This window comes from Staphylococcus schleiferi, assembly GCF_025558325.1.
Taxonomy (GTDB): Bacteria; Bacillota; Bacilli; order Staphylococcales; family Staphylococcaceae; genus Staphylococcus; species Staphylococcus schleiferi.
The window spans coordinates 1058480-1084527 of record NZ_CP094712.1; the positions used below are offsets into that span (position 1 = coordinate 1058480).

Consider the following 26048-nt stretch of genomic DNA (forward strand, 5'->3'; position numbering starts at 1 on the left):
AATAGGTTATATTGTAACATAGATAGAAAGGGCGTATGGGGTGTGAAGTTTACCGATAGTCATCATCAAACGGTGGTGCTTGAATTTAAAAATCATCACGATGAACAAAATGGTGAACACGTTTTAGCGTTACCAATTTACAATCAAAATCTTGTGTTAACGCGACATAAAGATAGAGGGATTGAATTTCCAGGCGGTAAACGTGAAATTAATGAATCGAGTCAAGAGGCTGTGCAACGTGAATTATATGAAGAAACTGGCTCAACGATAGACGCGCTTTATTATATTGCGCAATATGAAGTGCAAGGGCAATCACATTGTTTCAAAAAAGATGTTTATGTCGTATTTGTCGACCAGATTGAAGATAAAACTTATTATCATGAAACGTATGGACCTATTCTTACAAAGTCATTAGATACTATTAAAGATGATGAAAAAAGTTATTTATTAAATGATCCTGCGATATTAGCATGTGTAGAAAGGATGAAAGAACTTGGCTTTTATCAAAGCTAAACGAATGCCTAGTGAATTATTATCGCATAAAGTGGAGGAATGGACGTATCGTGTTGATGACCTTAACGTTAAAGGACTCTGCTTGGTACCCCATTCTTATGTGAACAGAATCGTAATCTACTTACGTGGCGGTAAAGGACAAGTAGGACGCGTTCGTTTAGCAAGATTACTTCAATTTATAAGCCCACATACTTTAGTATTTGTGCCATATTATAGAGGAAGTAACGGAAGTCAAGGTTTTGATGAATTTGCGGGTAAAGATTTAAATGATGTTGTAGTTGCCGCAACGATGTTAAAAAATATGTATCCGCAAGCGTCACTGCATCTTGTTGGATTTTCTAGAGGTGGGATTCAAGGGTTACTTACATTTCAAACTGTTAAAGCCAATAGCTATATAATTTGGGGTGGCGTTACGGATTTAAAATTAATGTATGAAGAGCGAGTAGATTTAAGAGGTATGTTAAGAAGAATGGTAGGGCATCCTAAAAAAGATATACAAGCCTATCGTAATCGAAATCCACTTTCTGATATTGATGCTGAATCGCCTCCTATTTTAATTATTCATGGTAAACAAGACCGTCAAGTCGGTATTCATCAAGCGTATTATTTGGAACAACATTTAGAACAAATTGGCGCACGGTATGAAACATTCTATCAACATGATGAAGGTCATGTACCGAGACCACAAGCCATGAAAAAAGTTTTAGCTTTCATACAGGATTGGATGCGTCGACACGACAATCAATCATGAATAAAGATGATCGACTAAAAATATAATTTATCAGCATGACAAAATATAAAAGCGCGCCCGTTAAATTAAACTGGACGCGCTTTTTTGCATACATATAATTATGAAATGGCTTAAATAAATCAGTGATATTCTAATTCGATTTAAATCCACCGTTTAGTTCTAAATCTTGTGCATTTTCGCCAAATTTTTTGAAGTTATCTTTGAATCGCTCTACAAGAAGTTGTGCTTGATCAGTATAGGCTTCTTTATCAGACCAAGTATTTTTAGGTTGTAAAATTGTGCTCGGTACGCCTTCAATTTCAGTAGGAATCGACAATCCAAAAACTTCATCTTTTTCGAATTGTGTATTTTTAAGCGCACCATTTATCGCATCATTGACCATTTTTCTTGTATATTTCAATTCAATACGATTACCTACACCATATTTGCCACCTGTCCAACCTGTGTTGACAAGGTAAACATCAACGGTATGTTTATCGATAAGGTCACCGAGTAAATTTGCATAAACTTCAGCTCTAAGAGGTAAGAATGGTGCACCGAAACAAGTTGAGAATGAAGGGACTGGTTCAGTAATGCCTCTTTCTGTACCCGCTAATTTTGATGTAAAGCCGCTCAAGAAGTGATACATCGCTTGATCTTTATTTAATTTAGAGATAGGTGGTAAAACACCAAATGCATCCGCTGTCAAAAAGATAATTGTATTTGGATGAGATGCTTTAGAAGGGAGCACAATATTATCGATATGGTCAATCGGGTAAGCAGCGCGTGTGTTTTCAGTATAATGATTATCATCAAAGTCAATATATCCATGTGTATCAACCACTAAATTTTCAAGTACAGTACCATATCGAATCGCATTGAAAATTTGTGGCTCTTTTTCAGCTGATAAATTAATCGCTTTCGCATAGCAGCCTCCCTCAATATTGAAAACACCGTTCTCGTTCCAACCGTGTTCGTCATCACCAATGAGTTTACGATTTGGGTCTGCTGACAATGTTGTTTTACCTGTTCCAGATAGTCCAAAGAACAGAGCGACATCACCTTTACCTCCAACATTTGCTGAACAATGCATGCTCATAATATCATGTTTTGGTAATAAATAGTTCATGACAGAAAAGACTGATTTTTTCATTTCACCCGCATATTCTGTGCCGCCAATTAAAATTGTTTTATGCTTAAAAGAAATAATAACAAAAGTTTCTGAGCGTGTACCATCGATTTTTGGGTCTGCCTTAAAGTGAGGTGCAGAAATTAATGTAAAATCTGCTTTGATTTTTGAAGCTTCTTCTTTAGAAGTTGGTTTAATAAACATATTTTGTGCAAATAAATTATGCCATGCGAATTCATTAACTACTGTCAGTTTAAGTTGTGAATTTGAATCACTTCCTGCATAGCCATTAAAAACAAACAATTCTTCTTTGTCATTTAAGTAATCAATAACTTTATGGTAGAGATTGAGAAATTTTTCTTCAGAAATCGGTTGATTGATTGACCCCCAATCGATATCGTCTTTTACCTGTGGATTGTCTACAATAAATTTATCTTTAGGTGAGCGCCCCGTGTATTCACCCGTTTTCGCATTGATGGCACCGAGTTCTGTTAACTCTGCTTCATCACGCTTTAAGATTTTGTTATAAAGTTCGGTTGTTGTAAGTTGAAAATGTGAACTTGGCTTATCGATTAATGCCTCTAACGCACTAGTATTGAATGACATGATCTAATCCCCTCCGAATTTTGTTGAATGTAAGCCTTTACAATTTAAGAGTATAACATATTAGAGAAATAATCCCTACTATATTTAAGGGGAAATAACAGATTTTAGATTAAATATTTATTTTTACGTATTATGACTATGACTTCAGCGTTAAATTCATCGAAAGTTTCAATGGTTCACTCAAATTTATCATTTTTTTAGTGGCTTCTTACATGAATATCGATGTATTCAACATCAACCTTATAGATAGGAAAGGTTTTTAGAAGTGATTTGTGCATAAGTACGAAATTGACAGACTGATAAAAGTTATGTAATATAGTGCTAACGGATTCTCTTATCCTGAGTGGTGGAGGGACATGGACCCAATGAAACCCAGCAACCTCTTTTAACGAAGAAAGGTGCCAAACCGTTTGCAGACAAATATGGTCTGAACGATAAGAGCGAATGGACGTTAGAGCCTTCACTCTATTTTATAGTGTTGAAAGGCTCTTTTTTTATTGAGCTCAGAGAGAGAATGTTCGTAATCCATTATATAAAGGAGTTTATTATGACATACAACAGACGCTTATTTACTTCAGAATCAGTAACAGAAGGTCATCCTGATAAAATTGCAGACCAGATTTCTGATGCAATTTTGGATGAAATTTTGAAAGGAGATAAAAATGCACGTGTCGCTTGTGAGACGACAGTGACGACAGGTATGGCCTTAATCGCGGGTGAGATTTCTACTTCCACTTATGTAGATATTCCAAAAGTCGTACGCGAAACAGTTAAAGAGATTGGCTATACACGTGCGAAGTATGGTTACGACTATAAAACAATGTCTGTTTTAACAGCGATAGATGAACAATCACCTGATATTGCACAAGGTGTCGATCGCGCTTTAGAATATCGTGATGAAATGAATGACGAAGAGTTAAATACAGGTGCTGGCGATCAAGGCTTGATGTTCGGTTTTGCGACAAATGAAACAGATACACTCATGCCATTACCAATTGACCTGTCACATAAATTATCGAAACGTTTATCAGAAGTCCGTAAAAATGGAACTTTAGATTATTTACGACCAGACGGTAAAGTCCAAGTGACGGTTGAATATGATGAACAAAATCAACCCAAACGTATTGATACAATTGTTGTATCTTCACAACATCACGAAGAAATTGAATTAGAAAAAATCCAAAATGACATTAAAGAGTATGTTATTTATCCAACAGTAGACCCAAGCTTATTAGATGAAGAGACTAAATTTTTCATTAATCCAACAGGGCGTTTTGTCATTGGTGGTCCACAAGGTGACGCAGGCTTAACTGGCCGTAAAATTATTGTGGATACTTACGGTGGTTATGCCCGTCATGGTGGGGGTGCTTTTTCAGGAAAAGATCCTACAAAAGTCGACCGTTCTGCAGCCTACGCAGCGCGCTATGTCGCAAAAAACATTGTAGCTGCACAACTTGCGGATAAATGTGAAGTGCAACTTGCCTACGCTATTGGTGTCGCTCAGCCCGTTTCTATCGCTATCGATACATTTGGCACAGGAAAAGTCAGTGAGGATACTTTAATTCAAGCCGTACGTGATCACTTTGATTTAAGACCTGCTGGAATTATTAAAATGCTTGATTTACAACGCCCAATCTATAAACAAACAGCCGCATATGGTCACTTTGGTCGAAATGATGTGCAATTACCTTGGGAAAAAACAGATAAAATTGAATTATTAAAAGAAGCGGTTTCTGCTTTACAATAAATTTTATTGCTTTAACTATCGCTAATTTTATAGTTATTTAATATAATAGAAATAACTGTAGAAATGTAGATAAAAGGAAGGTATTGCAAATGACACAATTTGGTCCAATCGAAATAGGCCTCATTGCTGCTATTGTAATTGCAGCATTATTCTTTATTTTGTTTTTGATAGCGCTCAAAAGTAAAAAGAAAGCGAAAGAAAGTTACGCAAGTCAATATCAAACGAAGCAAGATCAACTGACTCATGAGCATGAAGAAGAGCTTGAAAAAGTTCGAATTGAAAAGAAAAAAGCGGACACGCAACATAAAGAAGAATATGAAACAATGCTTTCTTCAAAAAATAGAGAAATTGATGCATTAAAATTATTTTCAAAAAATAGTAGTGAATATGTGACAGATATGCGTTTACTTGGAATACGTGAAAGATTAGTCAAAGAAAAACGTATTCGACCAGAAGATATGCATATCATGGCCAATATCTTTTTACCCACTAATGATTTAGAGGATATTACACGTATTAGTCATCTCGTTTTGACACGTACAGGCCTTTATATTATTGATTCTGAACTTTTAAAAGGTCATGTATATCAAGGCGTAAGTCAAAATCAATTTTCAGAAAATCCAATGTTAGAGCAAGTTTTCAAAACATTAGATTTAGATCCATCAACACCACAAATGGTTGTGCTGGACCAACAAGATGGTGAACAAAATGCACTTTCAATCAAAGATTATACAAAACAAATCAATCATATTGAGCAAGTTGCGACACAATTGCAACGTCAATTGGATTTAAAATATACGCCAACTACGATTTTATATTTTAATCCAAAACGTGAAGGCGATGTAACGATTTCAAGCTTTGCAACACAAGGAACAACAAAAGTGTTAGTAGGTCCAGAACAGTTGAATGAGTTCTTTAACAAATTTGTTTTCCATGGTCGTATTCAATATGATGTTAATGCGCTTCAAAGTATTATGGATGAAATTGAATCTTTTAATTAAGTTGTCTATTGTCATTTGATGAAGCATTTAATATTTAGAGGTTAAGACAGATTGATGTCTTGACCTCTTTTTTTGACTGTTTTTAGAGGATTCAATGATCAAAATGGCTAGTTGAATTGGAATCAAAAATTTTTAGAAATACCAAATAACATAGGATTTCTGTCTCGCATGATCAGTGTACGAAAAAGTAGAAAGCGCAGTAGCTGACTGAGCTGTCCTACGCTTTGGTAGCTTGTCCAGATCTAGTCATCCTTGCCGGGGCGAGACAACGAAATCAAATAGATTTCTGTCTCGCATGATAAGTGTACGAAAAAGTAGAAAGCGCAGTAGCTGACTGAGCTGTCCTACGCTTTAGTAGCTTGTCCAGCTCTAGTCATCCTTGCCGGGGCGAGACAACGAAATCAAATAGATTTCTGTCTCGCATGATAAGCGTACGAAAAAAGTAGAAAGCGCAGTAGCTGACTGAGCTGTCCTACGCTTTAGTAGCTTGTCCAGCTCTAGTCATCCTTGCCGGGGCGAGACAACGAAATCAAATAGATTTCTGTCTCGCATGATAAGCGTACGAAAAAAGTAGAAAGCGCAGTAGCTGACTGAGCTGTTCTACGCTTTGGTAGCTTGTCCAGCTCTAGTCATCCTTGCCGGGGCGAGACAACGAAATCAAATAGATTTCTGTCTCGCATGATAAGCGTACGAAAAAAGTAGAAAGCGCAGTAGCTGACTGAGCTGTTCTACGCTTTGGTAGCTTGTCCAGCTCTAGTCATCCTTGCCGGGGCGAGACAACGAAATCAAATAGATTTCTGTCTCGCATGATAAGCGTACGAAAAAGTAGAAAGCGCAGTAGCTGACTGAGCTGTTCTACGCTTTGGTAGCTTGTCCAGCTCTAGTCATCCTTGCCGGGGCGAGACAACGAAATCAAATAGATTTCTGTCTCGCTCCCAAGTTCAATGGCTTTAACATCTGCTGAAAATGATATAGCATGTAAGGTGGATAGAGTAAAGGAGCGATGTTGTATGTATGAAAAGTCTTTTTATAATGGAAATCGTATGCCTCAGGTGGGCTTAGGTGTTTTCCGTGTAGAAAATGATGATTCTGCGAAGGATGCGGTTAAGCATGCGATTAAGCATGGTTATCGTAGTATTGATACGGCGATGATTTACAAAAATGAAGAAAAAGTGGGCGAAGGTATTCGTGAAGCTTTAGAAGAAAATGACTTAAAGCGTGAAGATTTGTTTATTACGTCTAAGCTTTGGTTAAGTGATTATGGTCGTGACAATGTGGAAAAAGCTTATCAAGCTTCATTATCGCGTTTAGGTTTAGATTACTTAGATTTATATCTTGTACATTGGCCAGGAACTGATGAAGATTTAATGATTGATACGTGGAAAGGGATGGAAGATCTTTACCAAGATCAAAAAGTTAAAAATATTGGTGTAAGTAATTTTAATGTTGAACATTTGGATCGTTTACTTGCCAATGTTCGTATCAAACCTGTGATTAACCAAGTTGAATTCCATCCATATTTGACACAAAAAGCTTTACATGAGTATCTTGATGCACAAAATATTCTTATGGAATCTTGGTCACCTTTAATGAATGCACAAATTCTAGACGATGCGACGGTAAAAAGTGTTGCAGATGAAGTAAACCGTTCAGCAGCACAGGTCATTATTCGTTGGAATGTACAACATGGTGTTGTAACAATACCTAAATCAATCACACCAAGTCGTATTGAAGAAAACTTAAATGTTTTTGATTTTGAATTATCTCAAGAACAGATGGGTCGCTTAGATGCGCTCAATGAAGATCGTCGTATTGGACCAGATCCTCTACAATTTAACGGTCAATAAAAACTATCAAAAACCCGAGATTTCGCAACGTTAGCGAGATCTCGGGTTTATGTTTTAGTATGTATGAATTATTTTACAAATGAAATTGGACACCTAACCAACAAGCGATAAAACATGCACCATATTGCAGGACGCTATATGTGACAAATAGAAGTCGTTTTTTCGACTGTTGAAGCATTTGTAATAACTCTAATGATAATGTTGAAAATGTTGTAAAACCGCCCAGTATACCGACAGCAAAAAATAATTGCGCTGCGTGTGAGGCAGTATAAATTTGAAAAAGGTAGCCGATTAGAAAAGAACCTAACAAATTAACGAATAAGGTAGTTATCGGTATTTTGAAAAAATCAAAGCTAGATAAGCGAGCTGTTACCATTGCTCGAAGGACAGCCCCAATACCGCCACCTATACATAATAGTAGGACATTCATTTGTGAAAACCTCCTAATCGATAACCTAGAAAACAGCATAAAATGCCACAACAATAACTGACGAGCGCATAACTTAGTAGTATCAGTAAATGACCATATTCAGCTAAATGAACGAGGTCAAATTGGAAGGTTGAAAAAGTGGTTAATGCCCCTAAAAAGCCAGTTGTTATGCCCTGTTTGACTTGAGGATGTTGGGTAAACCACTTTGTAGAGAGACGGGTAAAATATCCCATACCCATTGCCCCGATTAAATTAGCAAGAAAGGTGCCGATTGGAAACTGTGAGTCAACAGGGATGAAACTGATTTGCCATCTCAACAATGCACCTATCGCACCACCTATAAAGATATAAATATATTTCATGCAATCACCTGAACCTTAAATGGCTTCATGCGTCATTTAAATAATACCAAAGGTAAATAGGGAACTTACAATATGAATACAAATGACCACTAAAAGAATCCACGGTTGTATTCGTGACGCTTTATGTATCCAACTGCGTTGCTCTGGCAAATGTTTGATTGATTTGTCTGCAAAAACGATGGATGCAACTAAAATGACGAAGTTTACAATACTACATACAAAAATCAATTTTACAATTGAAGTAAAATGCTTTTCGAGCATAGGATTTTGTGTATTAAAATAAAAACTAATAAGCATTAACAATACCGATAAGTAAAAGTATTTTTTTGATTTGGACATAGTGCGCCTCCTTTATTTATCGATAGTAATCATATCATATTTTATTTGTGAATTGAACGAATGTTGTTCAAATGCAAAGCGTTAAAATAGCAGAATAGGACTTAAAAATGGTATAACTATAAATAGGATTAACAGCAATAAGGAGGCTATTTAAAATGGCAGAATTGAAAGTACGCGTATTTGCAGATGGTGCAGATATTGAACAAATGAAAAAAGCTTATCAAAATAAAGAGGTAGACGGTTTTACTACAAACCCAAGTTTAATGGCAAAAGCTGGCGTTAAAGACTATGTGGAATTTGCTAAAGAAGCAGTAGAGGCAATTCCTGATGCATCGATTTCATTCGAAGTTTTTGGCGATGACATGGAAACAATGGAAAAAGAAGCAGAAATCATCCAACAATTTGGTGAAAACATTTTTGTTAAAATTCCAGTTGTCAATACAAAAGGCGAATCAATGATTCCATTAATTGAAAAATTATCAGCTAAAGGCGTTAAATTAAATGTCACTGCTGTCTATACAATTGAACAAGTTAAAGCTATCACTGAAGCTGTCACTGAAGGTGTAGAAACATATGTGTCTGTTTTTGCAGGACGTATTGCAGATACAGGTGTTGACCCTATGCCATTAATGAAAGAATCAGTTGAAGTGACACATAGTAAAAAAGGCGTGCAATTATTATGGGCAAGCTGTCGCGAGTTATTCAATGTCATTCAAGCTGATGAAATTGGTGCAGATATCATTACTTGTCCATCAGACGTTGTGAAAAAAGTGTCTAACATTGGACGTGACATCAATGAATTATCTGTAGATACAGTTAAAGGATTTGAGAAAGATATTAAATCTTCTGGATTAAGTATCTTATAATTTTTAACTTGTGAGATAGATTTGAAATGAGTTCAATGGCTTTTTCCTTTATGGGAGTCAAGCTACGAAAAGTTTATAACAAGCTTAAACGTTAAAAAAAGTGACTGTTTCTGAAGCATGAGTGTATGCTTTAGATGCAGTCACTTTTTAATTTCTAATGAGTGAGTTGCTTATTAAGGTAGGCGTTTGTGTTATGATAAAGTGAACAAGGAAAATGCTACAAAGATGAAAGGGGGCCTATGTTGCACATGCAGAATCAAGCATTTCAACATCAAATTGAAAAAGACTTATGGTATCTTAATCAACGTGAGAAAAAAGCACTGCGCACATATTTAAAATCGCATGACATGGATGATATACAGAATCAATATCGTACACCACAGCGATTTGTTTCCTATTATTTAAGGAATCATATTTTTTCGAATGAATTAAAAACGTCCAGTTATTTAACAATGACTTTGATAGGTTTGTTTGTTGTCAATGTGCTGTTACTAGGACTGTTTATAGGGGCATTACTCTTATGTTTAAGTTCAGCCCATTATTTTATCCAACCGAATATGAATTTATCAGTAGGATTAGTGATCACGATTATGTTAAGTGCGTTGATTTCTTTAGTGCTCATTGTCTATTTGATGAAAGTAGCGAATGGCTATTTTACAAAGCGACTCATCGATTATAAATTTAATAAAGCAAAATAAAGCTATAATAATTTGGAAAGCATCATTGCATCTTTCCATTTTTTTATAAATTGTATGAGTGGTATAGGGACGACGAGGGTGATATTGTGTTCAAAATGGACTTTCGTTTGTTCAAAATAAGAAGAGGCTGCGATGACTTGAACCATATTGATGAATATCTGTACAGGTGCACGTTGAGGTTGCATGGGGCATAGGATGAGTCTTGGATTCAAATAGAAGGGTGATAAATGATACGTATTTAAAAGTTGCATAGAGAAATTTTTCTGAGTGCGGAGGTCTTTTTGTGACGCTAATGCCAAATCGTTTAAGAAGCGATGAAGAGAATGCTGGCTATGGTGCGTATGAGATACATATTTAATCAAAAGTGGATACTCTATATTTTCAGAAGTTTTGAGGTAAAGCATAGTTTCGTGCGCATATTGTATCGTCATTGTTAAAATCCTTTCTTAATATCTTCATATGTGAGAACTTGCTTCAAGTGTTTCAAAGCATGCGTCTTATATTTCCTTATTGTAGTCGGAGAACGTTGCATCAACTGTTGAATTTCTTTTTGTCGATAGCCTTGTAAATAGTATCGCAACCATTGCTGTTCCGGAGGCTTCAAGGTTTTTGTTAAATCGCTTAACAACAAATGCGTCGTATTTAGAGCTGTCGTTTGTAATTCTATTTGCTTCATTTCTAGCGGCAACGGTGTGGGCTTTTGAGATGATTGACGTAATAAATCAATAAGATAGAATTGTAAGTGATAGGTGATATATTTTTTGAAGCTTTGATTGAAAGAAGGATTATATTTTAAAGATAGAGACCATAATTTGATTAATAAAAGTTGAAAGTACTCATCATAATTATAATCAATATGATACTTGTGCAGTAAAAAATGGATTAACTTATAGTATTGGACATAAAGTGTATTAAATTGCATGGACATGACTCCTCAATAATAAATGAACTGACCGGTCATTTCCTTTGTAACACAGCTAAAAGATTGAGGCATTCCACGATTTGTGCTATTTTATGTTTAATACAAGTTTTAGCAATGACAAATAGGTTTAAATTCTTTGTATATTTGTCGTTGAATGCATTTTAATGACATTTAATTTATTAGTTAACATTCGAGGAGGAAATTATGGACTACGATCATTTAAATTTAGAGCATTTTTTCGCGCGCAATGATGATTTAGATGTTATCCGAGATCGTTCAGAATTTGTAATGATTAACAACATGACAAAACAAATGATGTATCGAGATGGCGAAGTCGAAGGTACGATTGATCTCGCACGTTATTATTATAAAAACCGCTCTCAAGCTGCAAGTTTCATTATGATGGATTATCATCGCGATGAATAGTAATGAAGAACTTTACATATTCATTACTATTTTTTTATGAATGTGTAACAACGGGGGTATCTCGTTGTATAGATGCATTGAAGGTGGTAAAATTTGATTTCAAGCGGATAAAATAAATATATGAATTAAAATGAAACATTCTGAAGAGGTGTGTTTATGAGAAAGCACAAAAATGGCTCGATAATTGCTGTAATAGCGTCTTTTATTATTTTTGTTATTGCAGGTTTTTTCTTTTTTAGCATGATTAAAGATCAAATCTTTTTTAAGCATGTTAATCAAGTAGAGCAAGTTGAGAAACTAGATGTGACACTTGATAAGGCAGCAAAGAAACAAATTGATAACTATACTAGTCAACAAGTTTCAAATAAAAATCATACGAATTGGCGTGACGCATCTGATTCAGAAATTCGCGATGCGATGGATAGTTCGGTGTTTATGGATGACAAGAGACAGAAGTATCAATTTTTAAATTTGTCGAAATATCAAGGTATTGATAAAAACAGAATTAAAAGAATGTTGAGAAATCATCCAACATTATTGGCACATACGGATGATTTTTTAAATGCTGCTAAAGAAAAACAAGTGAATGAAGTTTACTTAATTTCACACGCTTTATTAGAAACTGGCTCAGTTATGTCAGAGTTGTCGAACGGTGTCGATATTGACGGTAAAAAATATTATAATTTTTATGGTGTTGGGGCACTTGATGAAGACCCTATTAAAACAGGTGCTAAATATGCGAAGAAAAAAGGCTGGGATACACCAGAAAAAGCGATTTATGGTGGCGCAGAATTTATCCATGATCATTACTTATCAAACCCAAATCAGAATACGTTGTACAGTATGAGATGGAATCCTAAAAATCCTGGTGAACATCAATATGCAACAGATATTAATTGGGCGAAAAGTAACGCCGTCATTATGGCAGATTTTTACAAAGATATGAAAACAGAAGGTAAATATTTTAACTGGTATGTTTATAAAGATGACAAAAAACATCAAGATGGTAAAAATTACTAGTCTATAGAGAATTTAAGAATATATGATAATCAATAAAATAAAGCGGAACAGAATCCAAACACTCGAGTGTAGGTTTCTGTTCCGCTTTATTTATGTTATAACTCTAGGAAGAAAGTGTATGTGTGATTCAAAGTTGCTTTATATATGCGTTGATACAGTCGATGCTTTATTATTCCGCTTTGTTACGACGTCCTAAGAGGAAAAATAAAGCAATTGTTAAAATGAGCACTTTACCAATTTTTTTAATCAAAATCAATCACCTCACTCTATTATAAGCTTGTTCAATTTCATTTTCAGTTCAGCTATTAAATATTGTCGTAATTAATGTTCAAAATAATGATGGGCTTTTAAGAAATCTTTTGCGACAACAGCAGGCTCTTTTCCTTCTCCATCTGCTTCATAATTCAATTTTTGCATTTGTTTTGTATTGATTTTACCTGATAAATCTTTTAAAGACTGTTTGAGTTCAGGATGTGTTTTTAAAATTTGATCTGTTGCAACGACACTCGCGTCATAAGGTGGGAAGAAGTGTTTATCATCTTTCAAAACAACAAGGTCATAGGCTGAAACACGACCATCAGTAGTATAACCTAATGCCACATCCAATTTTTTATTTTTTAAAGCGTCGTACACTAAACCAATTTGCATCGGTCGGATTGTATCAAAATCAAAACCATATGCTTTTGTAAAAGCAGGATACCCATCACCGGCGCGTTTGATCCAGGTACTATCTGTTCCTAAACGCAGTTCATCGCTATGTTTTTTTAAATCTGATACATTTTTTAGATGATACTTACGTGCTGTTTCTTTAGTGACCATAAACGCAAAAGTATTTTCAAATCCATAAGAGTCAAACCAAGTTTGGTGGAAACGTTTTTCAAATTCTTTTTGAGTAATCGCCATTGCTTTTTTAGGATTTTTGACTGGGTCCATTTCTAATGCACCGACAAGATCCGTACCCGTATAACGTGTCGAAGAAATATTTCCATCTCCATTGATTAAAGCATTATGTTGAATCGTACTAGAGCCCAAATTATTAATGATTGCGGGTTTGATTTTTCCTTTTGTATCATGCTCGATTTTAAGTCGAACCATGTGTGCCATAATTTGTGACTCACTCGTCGATAGTGCTGTGATTTTTACACTATCTTTTGAAGTCCCACCTAAACCGGGAAGTGAACAACCAGACAAAATAATCAAACTTAACATAAATAAAGCCAATTTTTTATACACGATGACAAAGCCTCCGAATATTAATATCATATCTTCAATTAAACAAAAAGGGTAAAAATATCTTGTGAGATTATTATACCATAGTAATTTTTTTAGTGTTCTTTATCACATTCGCATATAAAAATAACGTTTTTTCATTATTTCTTTTCATTAAGGGTATAATGAATTTGAATGAGATACTTAAAATAAGGATGATGCAAGATGAGAGTAGCCATTATAGGAATGGGCACAGCAGGTGTGAGTGTGCTCAGACAATTAGTTAAATACAAGCATTTTAAGAAAATTCAATTAGATATTTATGATAACGAGGAAAATATGGGGCAAGGCAAGCCCTTTCAAAATGATAGTGAGGATTTGCTCATCAATGTACCAGTTGATATGCTGTCATTGAATATCGATAATATTTTAGAATTTAGAGAATGGTATAACGAGCAAGATACATTTAATTACGGTGATGCGGACTATTTGCCACGTTATGTATTTGGTCATTACATGAAAAGCTATCTAGAACAATTTGATCATGCATTCGACAATGTAAATGTAATTAAAAAAGAAGTTAAACATATGTATATTGAAGAGCAAGCCAATGAAATCATTCCTAAGCGAATCGTTGTATGTACTGATGATGAAGTGGAATCTTGTAAAGACTATGACTATGTGTTTTTTACAATTGGTACGATGTCATATCACGACCCTTACCAACTCAAAGGTCAAAAGGGTTATATTCAAGCGCCTTATCCAGCTAATCAAACACTGTCAGAAGTTAAAAAAGATGACACAATTGCTATTATCGGTACGGGTTTGGCAAGTTTAGACGTCATTCGTTATGCATTGTCGCACCACCAGAAAAAGCCAATTATTATGGCGAGTCGTGGTGGTAAGTTGCCAAGTGTTCGGGGTGAGATGCAAACGATTAAATTTAAATATCTCACTCTTGAAAATTTTGACCAGTTAAAAGCAGAAAATATGGGTGTGGTTCCATTAGAAGAAGCGGTGGAATTATTTAAAAAAGAATGTGAAGTGCGAGAGATTCCACTTCAAAAATTGCTTAAACGTCGAAAATATGATGCGGTCCGTGATTTAAATTATGACTTGAATCATCCTGAAGATTTAGGGGCTTTGCAGAGTGTATTTGAGGCATTAAAAGAAAATATGGATTGGATTTGGAACAGTTTGAGTCGTGAAGATCAATCCCAATTTATAACGAAGTATCATAGATATTTAAAAGAAAATACGAATCCGATGCCGAGAGAAACAGCTTTATTGTTGATTGACGCAATTAAAGCTGGTGATTTAGAAATATTATCTGGACTCGAAAATGTACGCCAATATTACGGTAAATATCGACTTGCCTTTAAAAATAAAGAGGATGAATTAAAAGTGGGTATCGTCATCAATGCGACGGGGCCGAAAAAACATTTGAGTCAGTTAGATGAGGACGATGCACTGTTGTTGGATATTGCGAATCGAGAAATTATACAACCGCATCCAATGGGTGGAATTCAAATCGTGCCGTCTACAAATGAAGTAATCAGTCCATTGTATGGAACTTTGCGAAACTTAAGAGCAATTGGTCAAATTACCAATGGTGTCAATTTTGAACGTAATGGTGTGACAATGATTGTTCAACAAGCCGTGAGGGCAGTCGACAATTTATATGACACGTATAAAGCTAAAAAAGCGCTCGAAAAAGAGAAAAAGAAAGCGCAGAAAAAGGCGAAGAAAAAGAAAAAAGACAAGAAGAAGAAAAAGAAAAAATAAGGCATTCAACTTAGAAAATGACAACATGATTTATCTATTCTTTCAAAAGATTCGGTTCACTTTCTTTAAAGCGTCACTATGATTGTGATGCGTTAGAGGACAAGTCATATTTTTAGTAAGTTATATTATTATTTAATAATGATTTTTTATAGAATAAGTTTATTTCCTGATTTTATATTCAAACAATTGTAAAATTTAAAAAGATACGGTAATATAGACGCATGGACTTCGACAGTCCATGCGTATCTTTTATACTCAATACAATTTCATATATTCTTTCGGGGCTGGGTGAAATTCCCAACCGGCAGTAAATTAAAGCCTGCGACCCATATTGCAAAGCGATATGGCTGATCTAGTGAGAATCTAGAGCCGACAGTTAGAGTCTGGATGGGAGGAAGAATAGGTAGGACATTTTCACAAAGTATTGTGAAGCTTATTTGTCGTACCAAATGATAAATGAATACGTCTATCTTTTAAGAGATAGCGATTCCTAATTCCCACTACTCGATTTTAAACGAGTGGTTTTTTTATTGAGGTGAAAGATTGGAAAATTATTTAGAACAAGCAATACAACTCGCACAAATGGTCAACGGCCAAACAGGAACGAATCCTCCTGTAGGCGCTGTTGTAGTTAAACACGGTAGAATCATTGGATTAGGCGCACATTTAAGAAAAGGCGACAAACATGCTGAAATTCAAGCCATTGATATGGCTGGTGAAGCAAATGTAAAAGATGCATCGATTTATGTATCATTAGAGCCTTGTTCTCATTATGGAAGTACACCGCCTTGTGCCAAAAGAATCATCGACACAGGGATTAAAAAGGTGGTATACGCAGCTAAAGATATCACTTTAGATACAGCGGGTCACCAAATGATGGTAGAAGCGGGTATTGATGTAGAGTACCGTCCGATGAAACGAGCCTTGGATTTATATGCTGACTTTTTCAAAAGTAAATCAGAGGGACGACCTATTGTAACTGTCAAAGTCAGTGCAAGTATAGATGGCAAACAAGCTACAGATGTTGAAGAGAGTCAGTGGATTACATCAAAAGCTGTAAAGCAAGATGTTTTTAATTTGAGGCATAATCATGATGCCATTATCACTGGTAATGGGACACTTCGCAAAGATAATCCAAGTTTGACAACGCGTATTGAAGACGGACATCATCCGGCAAAAGTCATTCTTTCGCGTTCTGGTGACGTGAACTGGAATGCGCAACTCTTTAAAGATGAAACGACACCGATTTATATTTATACCGAGAACCATAGTTTAACATCGACAAAAGACCATATTCATATTATTAAAGCGAATCAATTAAATGTTGATTTTATATTAAAAGATTTATTTCAAAAAGGTTTCGGTCGGATACTTGTTGAAGCCGGACCGAACGTGACATCACAATTTTTAGCGTCACATGATGTGACTAACTTCATCCTATATTTAGCCCCGAAAATCATAGGTGGTCAAGGTAAATATCAATTTTATCAAACAGACGATGTAATGCCTTTAGACCAACTACCACAATTTGAAATTGTACACAGTGAAATAATAGATACCGACATGAAATTACGAATGAAGAGGAAGTGAATCCATGTTCACAGGTATCGTTGAAGAAATAGGTACAATTGAAAAAATTCAAAAGCGAAACCCCACAACTGAACTGACTATACAATGTCAACATATATTAACAGATATGCATATTGGTGATTCTATAAGTGTCAATGGCACGTGCTTAACGGTAACCACTTTTAACGCAAACAGTTTTTCAGTGGAAGTTATTTTAGGTACTGAAAATAAAACATATCTTGCAGAACTTAAGGCAGGCGATAAAGTCAATCTAGAGCGCGCGTTATTAGCCACTGGCCGTTTAGGAGGTCACTTTGTGCAAGGCCATGTAGATGGGAAAGGTCGTATCAAACAAATTCAATCATCACAAAATGAATGGATTTATACGATTGAAGCACCCACTATTTTAATGAATCAAATGGTTTCTCAAGGGTCTATTGCTGTTGACGGTATCAGTTTAACAATTTTTAAAAAGCACCCTCATGCTTTTGACATTCATTTAATTCCAGAAACAAGAAAAGCGACAACTTTATCTACGAAGAAACAAGGAGATCCTGTTCATTTAGAGACAGACATGTTATTTAAATATGTCCAAACGATTGCAACACAAAAATCAGACCTATCTATGGAAGATTTGCTGAAAGCAGGATTTTAATGGAGGCGTAAGTAATGAAATTAGATACAATTGATGAAGCGCTCAATGCTTTAAAAAAAGGAGAAATGATTATTGTTGTAGACGATGAAGATCGTGAAAATGAAGGAGATCTTGTTGCTATAACGGAGTGGATGCACGATGACACCATTAATTTTATGACTAAATATGGAAGAGGACTCATATGTGCACCTATTACAAAAGAAATCGCTGAAAAAGCAGGATTGGATGGAATGGTTAAACACAATAACGATCCACATGGTACGGCTTTTACACAAAGTATTGATCATATCCAATCGACAACTGGAATTAGCGCTTTTGAAAGGATGCAGACTGCACGTGCTTTAATTGATGAACAAATGGACCAACATACCTTTAACCAACCGGGCCATTTATTTCCGTTGATTGCAAAAACGCATGGTGTTTTAGAACGTCGTGGTCATACAGAAGCCACTATTGATTTAGCACGGTTAACGGGTGCTACACCTGCAGGATTAATTTGTGAAATTATGAATGAAGATGGAACAATGGCTAAAGGCGTGCAACTTGAACAGTTCAAAGAGATGCATCAATTGAAAATGATTTCTATTGAGGATCTTGTTGGACACATTAAAGTGAATCGTAAAATCATAACGGAACAAGCGAAAGTTAAGTTACCTACGCGATTTGGTACTTTTGATATGTATGGATTCACTTCGAATATAGATGGTACTGAACATTTAGCTATTGTGAAGGGTGAGATTCACCCAACGATGAATGTACGTATTCATTCTGCTTGCGCTACAGGAGATATTTTTCATAGTGCACGCTGTGATTGTGGAGATCAACTTGAAGCGGCAATGGCCTATATTGAACAACATGGTGGCATGATTTTATACTTACCCCAAGAAGGTAGAGGCATTGGCTTAATGAATAAATTAAAAGCTTATGAGTTGATTGAGCAAGGCTATGATACAGTTTCCGCTAATGAAGCGTTAGGTTTTGAACCAGATTTAAGAGAGTACGATATCGCAGCACAAATGTTAAGACACTTTAATGTAGAGCGCGTGCATTTATTGAGTAATAATCCAGAAAAATTTCATGGTTTAAAACGTTATGGAATTCAAATTGATGAGCGAATTCCGCTCATAGCTGAAGAAAATGAACACAATCATGATTATATGCACGTCAAAAAAACACAAATGGGACATATGATTTAAATATAGGAGGAAGAAAAATGAAATTTGAAGGTCAACTTATAGGTAAAGGTTTAAAAATAGGGATTGTTGTAAGTCGTTTTAATGATTTTATCACAGGTCGTTTAGTCGAAGGGGCACTTGATGCGTTAAAACGCCACCAAGTCGAAGCTGACGATATTGATATTGCTTATGTACCGGGAGCATTCGAACTTCCAATTGTGTCAAAGAAAATGGCACAAACTCAAAAATATGATGCAGTGATTACACTTGGCTGTGTGATTCGTGGTGCAACATCCCATTATGATTATGTTTGTAACGAAGCTGCTAAAGGCATTGCTAAAGCGGGAGACGATACAGGCATTCCTGTAATATTTGGTGTTTTAACAACTGAAAATATTGAACAAGCTATTGAACGTGCAGGTACAAAAGCAGGCAATAAAGGGGCAGAAGTCGCCGTTGGTGCAATAGAAATGGCTAACTTATTAAAACAGTTTTAATGAAATAAAGCGCTCATATTTCAATTACGTAGCGATTACCAAAATTTTATAATTGAAAACGATGATGTGGAGTGGCGCTAAGACATGATGTCAATAGAGACAGCCACTCCATTTTGTTAATGTGACATTAATAAGCAGAAGCCACAACAGCTACTATTTTGGCATGTTGTGGCTTTCTAAAGTTGACATGAGTGTCAAACTATTTTATTTATTTTTTAACAGCTTAAATAATGTACCGACTGCAAGTCCAATTGCACCTATAGAGAGAAGGACTTTTGGTTTTACAAATTCTTTGAAGGCTAATGTTAAGTTTTGAGGTCTTTCCGCTAATCGTCGCATGAAGTAACCAAACCAATCATCACCATAAGGGACATAAATCGTAAAATTATATCCTTCCTTTGCAATCGACTCTGCTAGATCACTTCTAAATCCATACAACATTTGAAATTCGAATTGAGATTTATCAATATGATTGTCCTCAACAAATTTTTTAACATGGTTAATGATTTTGTGATCATGTGTGGCAATTGAAGTAAAGCTTTTAGAATTTAATAATCTTTTTTCGATAAGTCGAATATAATTTTGATCAATTTCTTCCTTCGTTTGATAGGCGATATGTGGTGATTCTTTATAAGCGCCTTTAACTAAACGTAAGCGGAGTTCTGGATATTTATCGATGAGTACATCTGCTTTAAATAAGTAAGCTTGAATCACTGTTCCAATATTTGAATAATTGGGTTTTAATCGATCTAAAGTTTGTGTAATATCGAAAAGGCTATCGTACTTTTCTGTATCGATGTTAATGTGCATATGATCATAGCGATTTGCTTTCGAAACAATTTCTTCAATGTTTTCAAAACATAAGGCACGATTAAATTCGCTACCTAATTGGCTGAGCTTAACCGACATATGCGCGTTGAGTTGATTTTCGTGAATCGCATCCATAACTTTTAATATATTTTCTTTGGCTGCAATTGCATCACGCTCATTATTGACAAACTCACCTAGATTATCGACGGTTGCTGCAATATTTTTGTCGTTTAATTTCTTAATTGTAGCGACAACCTCTTCTATCGTGTTACCAGCAACAACTCTATTTGCACCTAATGAAGGTCCTACAGTTTTTGCTAATGAGTTTAAATAAGCATTGTTTGATAGTGTAATAAAAAAGTTTTTGATTAAGCTCATTTCAATTCCTCCCATATCCTTTGTTCATTGTCATAATAATAGTGTATCATGAACAGATAATGGAAGAAAACGTTTTCATAGTACATAATTACAATTTTAGCATCTATTTTTCTTTTAGAATTATGAATATTTAAATTTTTTATTTGTTACTTGTGACTAAGATGATAAATTGTGTGAAACGGTGAGTGGTGGTTTCTGTAAATTAGTATCAATCGGTTCTTGTGCTAGTGCTAAAAAGAGGGGCATCATAAGCAAAAACAATAAACTAATCACACATTTAACGATGATTTTCATTAACGACACCTTCAATTTAAATTTATTTTCAACTAAAACGTATCATATGATTATCAAGTAGGTGTGAAAATGTTGTAAAGATGCGCTTTAAAAAGTAAACAGTGCTAAATATTAACGCAATGTAAAGTTCGCGATTGAAACTTTACGATATCTTTAAATTTCAATCGTTATGTGCATGTTAAAATAAGAGTGAAATCTTTTTAAGGGAGATTATAACATGTTTAGAGATATGGCATTTTATATATTTGGGACGCAGTTAGATACGTTTGTACAATACTTTGTTTTTGAACTTATTATTTTAGTTCTAATTGGTTTAATTGTGGGGGTGCTGACACACCGATTGTGGCTTGTAGCTGTTGTAATTATAGGGTTGAATCTCATTGATGCTGGTATTATAGCGAATTTTAATGCTTCTCAGGGAAATGGCTCACTGATTGGTCAATTTTTCTTAATGTTAGTCGCAAAGTTTTTCCCTACTTTTTATGAATTGCTTTTAGCAATTTTATTATTACGTTTACCGTTCATACGTAAAACTTTTAAATTATCTTAAAAATGGAAAGCGCAGCATCATAGTAAATATTTAAAGATCACACGCGCTTTTTTAATAGTTGTCAGTGACGCATATCAACAGGATAGAAAATTTACGTCTCAAGTAGATTTCTATCCTGTTTTTATGATTTCCTTTTTATTCGCAAACATGAATAAAATCACGCTATAATAAAAGGAAGAACGTAAAGGAAGGGTAATGTTGTATGTGGAAATGGGAAACAGATAATAAAGCTAAAGGCGTCATCGTTATTGTTCATAATATGTTAGAACATACAGGAAGATACGCCTATGTCATCACACATTTAAAACGTAATGGTTATCATGTGATTATGGGCGATTTACCTGGACAAGGCCAAACGTCACGTATGAATAAGGGCCAAATCGAAAGCTTTGAAATCTATCAAGAACGGGTACTTGAGTGGATTGAAATTGCAGAAGCGTATCATCTTCCTACATTTATTATTGGGGTCGGATTAGGTGGGCTCATTTGTGTCAATTTATTAGAAAAAGTGCAACTTGATATTGAAGGATTGATTTTAATTTCGCCATTGATGGCTTTTCATAATAGTAATAAGACACGTAAAAATTTCTTAACAGCGAACATTGGAGATGTCTCTAAAAGTGCCAAATTTGATCTCGGATTTCAAGTCACTGATTTGACTCGAAATCCTGAAGTTCAAGAAGAAACATTAAATGATGCAATGATGTTGAAGAAAGTAAGTTACCATTGGTACAAAGAAGTGATTAGAACAATGAAAGAAACTGCGGATCATATGAATCAATTCATGTGTATTCCTATGTGCGTCATGTATGGTACAGAAGATGTGATTTCAGATACGAAAGTAACTTATCAATTTGTGAATAATCTTAATTACGATGAGCTTTATTTTAAAGCGTGGGAAGGGTTAGCGCATGAAATTCATAATGAACCTGAACGTGAAGCCGTTATGCGTTATATCCTCAGCTTTTTAAATAATAAAGTTTTCGCAGCAGGATATTTAATCGATGATGAAAATAGTATTAAGTAATTATTTTAAACTATTGACAAATATTGGAAAATAATTTCTCTTTGCATTACAATAAATTTTTATTGAAATATTGTGATAAACATGGTAGATTATATGTGAAAAGAATCACAATTATTGTGATAAATATAAATTTGCAAAGTAGGAGCGTGTTTTTCAATGGGAAAAAACAGTAATAAAGTCGTATTAGTTGGTAATGGCGCAGTTGGCGCGAGTTATGCATTTACAATGGTAAGTCAAGGCGTCGCTGATGAATTAGTCATTATCGACATTAATAAAGACAAAGTACTTGGTGATGTACTTGATTTAAATCACGGCGCGCCATATGCTGAATCACCTGTAAAAGTTAAAGCAGGTGAATATAGCGATTGTGGTGACGCTGATCTTATTGTGATTTGCGCAGGTGCTCCACAAAAAGTCGGTGAAACACGATTAGACCTCGTAGAGAAAAATGCTAAAATTTATAAAGATATTATCACTTCCATTATGGACAGTGGTTTCGATGGTATCTTCCTTATTGCTGCTAATCCTGTTGATATTTTATCTTATGTAACGCTTAGATATTCTGGTTTACCTAAGCATAAAGTCATCGGTTCAGGCACAATTTTAGATACTGCACGCTTTAAACATTTAATTAGTGAAGCATTTGACGTTGCACCAAGCAGTGTTCATGCGAATATTATTGGTGAACACGGTGATTCTGAAGTTCCAGTATGGTCAAGTGCAACAATTGCAGGTGTTTCAATTTATGATGAATTGAAAAATGATCCTTCAAAATCACATCTAATTGAAGATATTTACGTACAAACACGTGATGCTGCATACGATATTATCAAAGCAAAAGGTGCAACGTATTATGGTGTAGCTATGGGATTAATGCACATTTCTAAAGCGATTTTGAAAAATCAAAATACAGTTTTAACAGTATCAAGTTACTTAGAAGGTGAGTATGGCCATAGTGGTGTATACACAGGTGTGCCAACAGTAATTAATGGTGAAGGCGCAACACGCATCGTTGAAACACCTTTAAATGAAGAAGAAAAAGAAAAATTTGAAAAATCAGTGAATATCTTAAAAAATATGCAACAATCTATCGATCATCTTTTTGATTAATTAAGATAAAAATTTAGACAAACGCGGACATAAGTTCTCAATTTCCAAAGAAAGTACTTCAAAAGTCATTTAGACGTTTTTTGAGGTGCTTTCTTATTTTATATATCCGTCATGACTATGGTCACCGTGAATCTATTTATGCACAATTGAAAGCGTGTTGGATTATGACATATTTAATTTACATTTATAATCATCTATGATATTTTCGGTTTGATAGAAATCATAGAAAAATAACTACAAACCTAGAATTGTCAGTGGTATTTTAAGATTTAAAATTAATTTATTACCAATAAATCAAACTTTTATACATTATGATTAAATTATAATAATTTGGGTAAAGATTCATGATAGGCAGTCTAATTGAATGGGGGCTTAATCATGGCTAAAAAGAAAAACTATCAAGTAAGCGATATTGTGTTATTAGATAATCTTCAAAAAGAGGTTGAATATATTTTTGAAGCGATTGAGGAGAAGTATCATTTATCAAAAGAAGAATTTTTGATTTTACTTACACTTTGGGATAAGGGGTCAATGACATTAAAAGACATGGATCATTATGTCAAAGTCAAAACGTACAAACGGACAAGAACTTTCAACAATCTTGTAGAGTTGAAATGGCTAGTAAAAGAAAGACCATCTGATGATGAAAGAACAGTCATTATTCATTTTAATGAAGAAAAAGAACAAGATAAACAAGAATTGATTAACTTTGCGTGTAGTGAAATTGAAAACCGAGAACAAAACTTAAAAGATTTACTGAATTCCATTATACACGGTTGCGATATATAATAAAAACGGGATTTGAGGCCATAGAACGTCTCAAATCCCGTTTTTGTTTTATCTTTTTTCAATGCCTATAATAAAAGGGGGACGATTTTGTTGATTGATGAATTCGTATTTCAAGATATGTGCTTTTTGCTGATCAAATGCTGTTAAATATTGCAATAGCGCTTGACTTTCTTCATAACCTTCATCGTGCCCAGGATATACCGCTAACACGATGATACCTTGAGGTTGCAAAAGTTCAAAAATGTGCTCTATCGCTTGAATTGTCGTTGAAGGCCGTGTGACAATAGATTTATCTCCTTTAGGTAAATAACCTAAATTAAAAAGTGCAGCATGTATGCGATTGTGATGTTTCTCTGAAATATATTGGGTAATTTTTTCATGACCCGTTTGGTAAAGTGACACATTTTTAAAATCGGCAACTTTCTTCGCGGTATTTTCAATTGCCGTTGCTTGAATGTCACAGCCATACACATGACCGGAAGGGACGGCCTGTGCTAGAAAAAGCGTGTCATAACCATTTCCACAAGTTGCATCAATTACAACGCTTTCGGGTGTAATATGACTTTGGATGAGTGATTTTGCGAATGGGAGGATACGTTCAACGATCATAGTTGTACCTGTGCTTCATAGTATTGACCTTGTACTGTACCACGTCTTTCAAGTTCAGCATCAATATCATTCAATACTTCCCATTTGTTCACACTCCACATTGGTCCAATCATTAAATCAATCGGACCATCACCTGTGATTCGATGAACGACCATTTCAGGTGGCAGTTGTTCAAGTTGGTCACACACTAAGTGAATATATTCTGTTTTAGACATAAAATTAAGTAACCCTTTTTCATACTGTTTTACCATTGGCGTTCCTTTTAATAGATGGAGAAGGTGAATCTTAATCCCTTGAACATCCATTTGTGCCACAGTTTTAGCAGTTTCCATCATCATGTCATAGTCTTCACCAGGTAGCCCATTAATAATATGAGAGCAGACATTGATATTATGTTTTCTAAGTTTAGCGACACCTTCATAGTAACAATCCATATCATGTGCGCGATTGATTAAGTCAGATGTAGACTGGTGGACCGTTTGGAGACCCAATTCGACCCATAAATATGTACGTTGATTCAATTCGGCTAAATATTCAACAACATCATCTGGTAAACAATCTGGACGTGTTCCAATGGATAAACCAACGACGCCAGGTTGTTTTAAAGCACTTTCAAATTTTTCGCGGAGCACTTCTACAGGTGCGTGTGTATTAGTGAATGCTTGGAAATAGGCAATATATTGGCCTTCATGCCATTTTTCATGCATGCGCGATTTTATTTCATTAAATTGTACTTCTATTGGATCAACACGATTACCCGCAAAGTCTCCGCTACCCGCTGCAGAACAAAATGTACAACCGCCATGTGCGACAGTTCCATCTCGATTTGGACAATCGAAGCCGGCATCGAGTGCCACTTTGAATATTTTTTGATTAAATTTATTTTTTAGAAGATAGTTTAATGTGTGATAGCGTTTTTGATTAAATGCGTATGGAAAATAAACCCCCATGATTA

The 26048-nt window shown here is 35.0% G+C and carries 28 protein-coding genes and 2 riboswitches; of the genes, 18 read left to right on the plus strand and 10 right to left on the minus strand.

What is annotated here, in order from left to right; translation table 11 throughout:
- Positions 1-42 precede the first annotated feature (42 nt).
- Both ytkD and MUA40_RS04965 read left to right on the plus strand, forming a co-directional pair.
- Complete coding sequence (gene ytkD / locus MUA40_RS04960) at positions 43-513, plus strand: RNA deprotection pyrophosphohydrolase (protein ID WP_126496601.1); 471 nt, start codon at positions 43-45, stop codon at positions 511-513.
- Positions 494-1264, plus strand: a complete 771-nt coding sequence (locus tag MUA40_RS04965; RefSeq protein WP_167512900.1) for an alpha/beta hydrolase family protein — start codon at positions 494-496, stop codon at positions 1262-1264. The genes ytkD and MUA40_RS04965 overlap by 20 nt, the downstream gene beginning before the upstream one ends.
- Positions 1265-1394: 130 nt before the next feature.
- Here the strand turns inward: MUA40_RS04965 and pckA are convergent, their stop codons facing one another.
- The gene (gene pckA, locus MUA40_RS04970; protein WP_167732826.1) at positions 1395-2978 is read right to left on the minus strand and encodes a phosphoenolpyruvate carboxykinase (ATP); all 1584 of its coding nucleotides are present in this window, start codon (positions 2976-2978) and stop codon (positions 1395-1397) included.
- A 331-nt stretch (positions 2979-3309) separates the two neighbouring features.
- Positions 3310-3419, plus strand: a riboswitch (SAM riboswitch).
- 106 nt (positions 3420-3525) lie between these two features.
- On the opposite strand from pckA, the gene metK reads away from it, so the two are divergent.
- The 3 genes from metK (at position 3526) to MUA40_RS04985 (ending at position 7573) form a co-directional block, all read left to right on the plus strand.
- Positions 3526-4725, plus strand: coding sequence for a methionine adenosyltransferase (gene metK / locus MUA40_RS04975; RefSeq protein WP_126496600.1), 1200 nt, complete (start codon positions 3526-3528; stop codon positions 4723-4725).
- An 89-nt stretch (positions 4726-4814) separates the two neighbouring features.
- Positions 4815-5726, plus strand: coding sequence for a nuclease-related domain-containing protein (locus MUA40_RS04980; RefSeq protein WP_016425408.1), 912 nt, complete (start codon positions 4815-4817; stop codon positions 5724-5726).
- 1010 nt (positions 5727-6736) lie between these two features.
- Positions 6737-7573, plus strand: coding sequence for an aldo/keto reductase (locus MUA40_RS04985; RefSeq protein ID WP_126496599.1), 837 nt, complete (start codon positions 6737-6739; stop codon positions 7571-7573).
- A gap of 73 nt (positions 7574-7646) precedes the next feature.
- Here the strand turns inward: MUA40_RS04985 and MUA40_RS04990 are convergent, their stop codons facing one another.
- From MUA40_RS04990 to MUA40_RS05000, 3 genes are read right to left on the minus strand one after another with little or no spacing between them, the layout of a single operon-like run.
- Positions 7647-8003 (minus strand): fluoride efflux transporter FluC, encoded by a 357-nt coding sequence (locus tag MUA40_RS04990; RefSeq protein ID WP_016425406.1) that lies wholly within the window; start codon positions 8001-8003, stop codon positions 7647-7649.
- Positions 8000-8365: a fluoride efflux transporter CrcB gene (gene crcB, locus MUA40_RS04995; RefSeq protein ID WP_262569972.1), complete on the minus strand. Its 366-nt coding sequence runs from the start codon at positions 8363-8365 to the stop codon at positions 8000-8002. Before crcB ends, MUA40_RS04990 begins: the two co-directional genes overlap by 4 nt.
- Before the next feature lie 36 nt (positions 8366-8401).
- Positions 8402-8704, minus strand: a complete 303-nt coding sequence (locus tag MUA40_RS05000; protein ID WP_016425404.1) for a hypothetical protein — start codon at positions 8702-8704, stop codon at positions 8402-8404.
- 155 nt (positions 8705-8859) lie between these two features.
- Here MUA40_RS05000 and MUA40_RS05005 point away from each other — a divergent pair, with 155 nt between their 5' ends.
- Both MUA40_RS05005 and MUA40_RS05010 read left to right on the plus strand, forming a co-directional pair.
- On the plus strand, positions 8860-9570 hold the full coding sequence (locus tag MUA40_RS05005) for a transaldolase (protein WP_016425403.1): 711 nt from the start codon (positions 8860-8862) through the stop codon (positions 9568-9570).
- Between the two features lie 248 nt (positions 9571-9818).
- Entirely contained in the window at positions 9819-10268 is a 450-nt protein-coding gene (locus MUA40_RS05010; protein WP_016425402.1) for a hypothetical protein, read from the plus strand.
- A 2-nt stretch (positions 10269-10270) separates the two neighbouring features.
- On the opposite strand, the gene MUA40_RS05015 is transcribed toward MUA40_RS05010, so the two are convergent.
- Together MUA40_RS05015 and MUA40_RS05020 are read right to left on the minus strand one after the other, a co-directional pair.
- Positions 10271-10699 carry a hypothetical protein gene (locus tag MUA40_RS05015; RefSeq protein WP_016425401.1) on the minus strand — a complete coding sequence of 143 codons (429 nt, stop codon included), beginning with the start codon at positions 10697-10699 and terminating at the stop codon, positions 10271-10273.
- Between the two features lie 2 nt (positions 10700-10701).
- Positions 10702-11190: a sigma-70 family RNA polymerase sigma factor gene (locus tag MUA40_RS05020; protein WP_016425400.1), complete on the minus strand. Its 489-nt coding sequence runs from the start codon at positions 11188-11190 to the stop codon at positions 10702-10704.
- A 204-nt stretch (positions 11191-11394) separates the two neighbouring features.
- On the opposite strand from MUA40_RS05020, the gene MUA40_RS05025 reads away from it, so the two are divergent.
- Positions 11395-11616 (plus strand): hypothetical protein, encoded by a 222-nt coding sequence (locus tag MUA40_RS05025; RefSeq protein ID WP_016425399.1) that lies wholly within the window; start codon positions 11395-11397, stop codon positions 11614-11616.
- A gap of 156 nt (positions 11617-11772) precedes the next feature.
- Positions 11773-12636, plus strand: a complete 864-nt coding sequence (gene sagB / locus MUA40_RS05030; protein ID WP_016425398.1) for a peptidoglycan release complex glucosaminidase SagB — start codon at positions 11773-11775, stop codon at positions 12634-12636.
- A gap of 321 nt (positions 12637-12957) precedes the next feature.
- On the opposite strand, the gene MUA40_RS05035 is transcribed toward sagB, so the two are convergent.
- Positions 12958-13845 carry an osmoprotectant ABC transporter substrate-binding protein gene (locus MUA40_RS05035; RefSeq protein WP_037559299.1) on the minus strand — a complete coding sequence of 296 codons (888 nt, stop codon included), beginning with the start codon at positions 13843-13845 and terminating at the stop codon, positions 12958-12960.
- Positions 13846-14070: 225 nt separating this feature from the next.
- Here MUA40_RS05035 and MUA40_RS05040 point away from each other — a divergent pair, with 225 nt between their 5' ends.
- The 5 genes from MUA40_RS05040 to ribH all read left to right on the plus strand — a co-directional run bounded on the left by MUA40_RS05040 (position 14071) and on the right by ribH (position 19526).
- Entirely contained in the window at positions 14071-15630 is a 1560-nt protein-coding gene (locus MUA40_RS05040) for an FAD/NAD(P)-binding protein (protein WP_126496597.1), read from the plus strand.
- Positions 15631-15900: 270 nt separating this feature from the next.
- Positions 15901-16033, plus strand: a riboswitch (FMN riboswitch).
- A 140-nt stretch (positions 16034-16173) separates the two neighbouring features.
- Positions 16174-17220, plus strand: a complete 1047-nt coding sequence (gene ribD / locus MUA40_RS05045; protein WP_167733028.1) for a bifunctional diaminohydroxyphosphoribosylaminopyrimidine deaminase/5-amino-6-(5-phosphoribosylamino)uracil reductase RibD — start codon at positions 16174-16176, stop codon at positions 17218-17220.
- Between the two features lie 4 nt (positions 17221-17224).
- Positions 17225-17854 carry a riboflavin synthase gene (locus MUA40_RS05050; protein WP_016425394.1) on the plus strand — a complete coding sequence of 210 codons (630 nt, stop codon included), beginning with the start codon at positions 17225-17227 and terminating at the stop codon, positions 17852-17854.
- A 14-nt stretch (positions 17855-17868) separates the two neighbouring features.
- The gene (locus MUA40_RS05055) at positions 17869-19050 is read left to right on the plus strand and encodes a bifunctional 3,4-dihydroxy-2-butanone-4-phosphate synthase/GTP cyclohydrolase II (protein WP_016425393.1); all 1182 of its coding nucleotides are present in this window, start codon (positions 17869-17871) and stop codon (positions 19048-19050) included.
- Between the two features lie 17 nt (positions 19051-19067).
- Complete coding sequence (gene ribH, locus MUA40_RS05060) at positions 19068-19526, plus strand: 6,7-dimethyl-8-ribityllumazine synthase (RefSeq protein WP_016425392.1); 459 nt, start codon at positions 19068-19070, stop codon at positions 19524-19526.
- Between the two features lie 204 nt (positions 19527-19730).
- Here the strand turns inward: ribH and MUA40_RS05065 are convergent, their stop codons facing one another.
- A complete protein-coding gene (locus MUA40_RS05065) occupies positions 19731-20714 on the minus strand; it encodes a proline dehydrogenase family protein (RefSeq protein WP_126496595.1) in 984 nt (327 codons plus the stop codon).
- Positions 20715-21225: 511 nt separating this feature from the next.
- Here MUA40_RS05065 and MUA40_RS05070 point away from each other — a divergent pair.
- The 4 genes from MUA40_RS05070 to MUA40_RS05085 all read left to right on the plus strand — a co-directional run bounded on the left by MUA40_RS05070 (position 21226) and on the right by MUA40_RS05085 (position 24484).
- The gene (locus MUA40_RS05070; RefSeq protein ID WP_016425389.1) at positions 21226-21558 is read left to right on the plus strand and encodes a hypothetical protein; all 333 of its coding nucleotides are present in this window, start codon (positions 21226-21228) and stop codon (positions 21556-21558) included.
- A gap of 202 nt (positions 21559-21760) precedes the next feature.
- Positions 21761-22585 carry an alpha/beta fold hydrolase gene (locus tag MUA40_RS05075; RefSeq protein WP_016425388.1) on the plus strand — a complete coding sequence of 275 codons (825 nt, stop codon included), beginning with the start codon at positions 21761-21763 and terminating at the stop codon, positions 22583-22585.
- 156 nt (positions 22586-22741) lie between these two features.
- Entirely contained in the window at positions 22742-23695 is a 954-nt protein-coding gene (locus tag MUA40_RS05080; protein ID WP_167733027.1) for an L-lactate dehydrogenase, read from the plus strand.
- A gap of 378 nt (positions 23696-24073) precedes the next feature.
- Positions 24074-24484: a transcriptional regulator, SarA/Rot family gene (locus tag MUA40_RS05085; RefSeq protein WP_167733026.1), complete on the plus strand. Its 411-nt coding sequence runs from the start codon at positions 24074-24076 to the stop codon at positions 24482-24484.
- 48 nt (positions 24485-24532) lie between these two features.
- On the opposite strand, the gene mnmM is transcribed toward MUA40_RS05085, so the two are convergent.
- Both mnmM and mnmL read right to left on the minus strand, forming a co-directional pair.
- Positions 24533-25093 carry a tRNA 5-(aminomethyl)-2-thiouridylate-methyltransferase MnmM gene (gene mnmM, locus MUA40_RS05090; protein WP_016425385.1) on the minus strand — a complete coding sequence of 187 codons (561 nt, stop codon included), beginning with the start codon at positions 25091-25093 and terminating at the stop codon, positions 24533-24535.
- On the minus strand, positions 25090-26043 hold the full coding sequence (mnmL, locus tag MUA40_RS05095; protein WP_016425384.1) for a tRNA modification radical SAM protein MnmL/YtqA: 954 nt from the start codon (positions 26041-26043) through the stop codon (positions 25090-25092). The genes mnmM and mnmL overlap by 4 nt, the downstream gene beginning before the upstream one ends.
- Positions 26044-26048 lie beyond the last annotated feature (5 nt).

Excerpts from the sequence above, each read along its gene's own strand:
- pckA (WP_167732826.1), bottom strand. The coding sequence starts at position 2,978 with ATGTCATTCAATACTAGTGCGTTAGAGGCATTAATCGATAAGCCAAGT.
- metK (WP_126496600.1), top strand. The coding sequence starts at position 3,526 with ATGACATACAACAGACGCTTATTTACTTCAGAATCAGTAACAGAAGGT.
- MUA40_RS04980 (WP_016425408.1), top strand. The coding sequence starts at position 4,815 with ATGACACAATTTGGTCCAATCGAAATAGGCCTCATTGCTGCTATTGTA.
- MUA40_RS04985 (WP_126496599.1), top strand. The coding sequence starts at position 6,737 with ATGTATGAAAAGTCTTTTTATAATGGAAATCGTATGCCTCAGGTGGGC.
- MUA40_RS04990 (WP_016425406.1), bottom strand. The coding sequence starts at position 8,003 with ATGAATGTCCTACTATTATGTATAGGTGGCGGTATTGGGGCTGTCCTT.
- crcB (WP_262569972.1), bottom strand. The coding sequence starts at position 8,365 with ATGAAATATATTTATATCTTTATAGGTGGTGCGATAGGTGCATTGTTG.
- MUA40_RS05000 (WP_016425404.1), bottom strand. The coding sequence starts at position 8,704 with ATGTCCAAATCAAAAAAATACTTTTACTTATCGGTATTGTTAATGCTT.
- MUA40_RS05005 (WP_016425403.1), top strand. The coding sequence starts at position 8,860 with ATGGCAGAATTGAAAGTACGCGTATTTGCAGATGGTGCAGATATTGAA.
- MUA40_RS05010 (WP_016425402.1), top strand. The coding sequence starts at position 9,819 with ATGCAGAATCAAGCATTTCAACATCAAATTGAAAAAGACTTATGGTAT.
- MUA40_RS05015 (WP_016425401.1), bottom strand. The coding sequence starts at position 10,699 with ATGACGATACAATATGCGCACGAAACTATGCTTTACCTCAAAACTTCT.
- MUA40_RS05020 (WP_016425400.1), bottom strand. The coding sequence starts at position 11,190 with ATGCAATTTAATACACTTTATGTCCAATACTATAAGTTAATCCATTTT.
- MUA40_RS05025 (WP_016425399.1), top strand. The coding sequence starts at position 11,395 with ATGGACTACGATCATTTAAATTTAGAGCATTTTTTCGCGCGCAATGAT.
- sagB (WP_016425398.1), top strand. The coding sequence starts at position 11,773 with ATGAGAAAGCACAAAAATGGCTCGATAATTGCTGTAATAGCGTCTTTT.
- MUA40_RS05035 (WP_037559299.1), bottom strand. The coding sequence starts at position 13,845 with ATGTTAAGTTTGATTATTTTGTCTGGTTGTTCACTTCCCGGTTTAGGT.
- MUA40_RS05040 (WP_126496597.1), top strand. The coding sequence starts at position 14,071 with ATGAGAGTAGCCATTATAGGAATGGGCACAGCAGGTGTGAGTGTGCTC.
- MUA40_RS05050 (WP_016425394.1), top strand. The coding sequence starts at position 17,225 with ATGTTCACAGGTATCGTTGAAGAAATAGGTACAATTGAAAAAATTCAA.
- MUA40_RS05055 (WP_016425393.1), top strand. The coding sequence starts at position 17,869 with ATGAAATTAGATACAATTGATGAAGCGCTCAATGCTTTAAAAAAAGGA.
- ribH (WP_016425392.1), top strand. The coding sequence starts at position 19,068 with ATGAAATTTGAAGGTCAACTTATAGGTAAAGGTTTAAAAATAGGGATT.
- MUA40_RS05065 (WP_126496595.1), bottom strand. The coding sequence starts at position 20,714 with ATGAGCTTAATCAAAAACTTTTTTATTACACTATCAAACAATGCTTAT.
- MUA40_RS05070 (WP_016425389.1), top strand. The coding sequence starts at position 21,226 with ATGTTTAGAGATATGGCATTTTATATATTTGGGACGCAGTTAGATACG.
- MUA40_RS05075 (WP_016425388.1), top strand. The coding sequence starts at position 21,761 with ATGTGGAAATGGGAAACAGATAATAAAGCTAAAGGCGTCATCGTTATT.
- MUA40_RS05080 (WP_167733027.1), top strand. The coding sequence starts at position 22,742 with ATGGGAAAAAACAGTAATAAAGTCGTATTAGTTGGTAATGGCGCAGTT.
- MUA40_RS05085 (WP_167733026.1), top strand. The coding sequence starts at position 24,074 with ATGGCTAAAAAGAAAAACTATCAAGTAAGCGATATTGTGTTATTAGAT.
- mnmM (WP_016425385.1), bottom strand. The coding sequence starts at position 25,093 with ATGATCGTTGAACGTATCCTCCCATTCGCAAAATCACTCATCCAAAGT.
- mnmL (WP_016425384.1), bottom strand. The coding sequence starts at position 26,043 with ATGGGGGTTTATTTTCCATACGCATTTAATCAAAAACGCTATCACACA.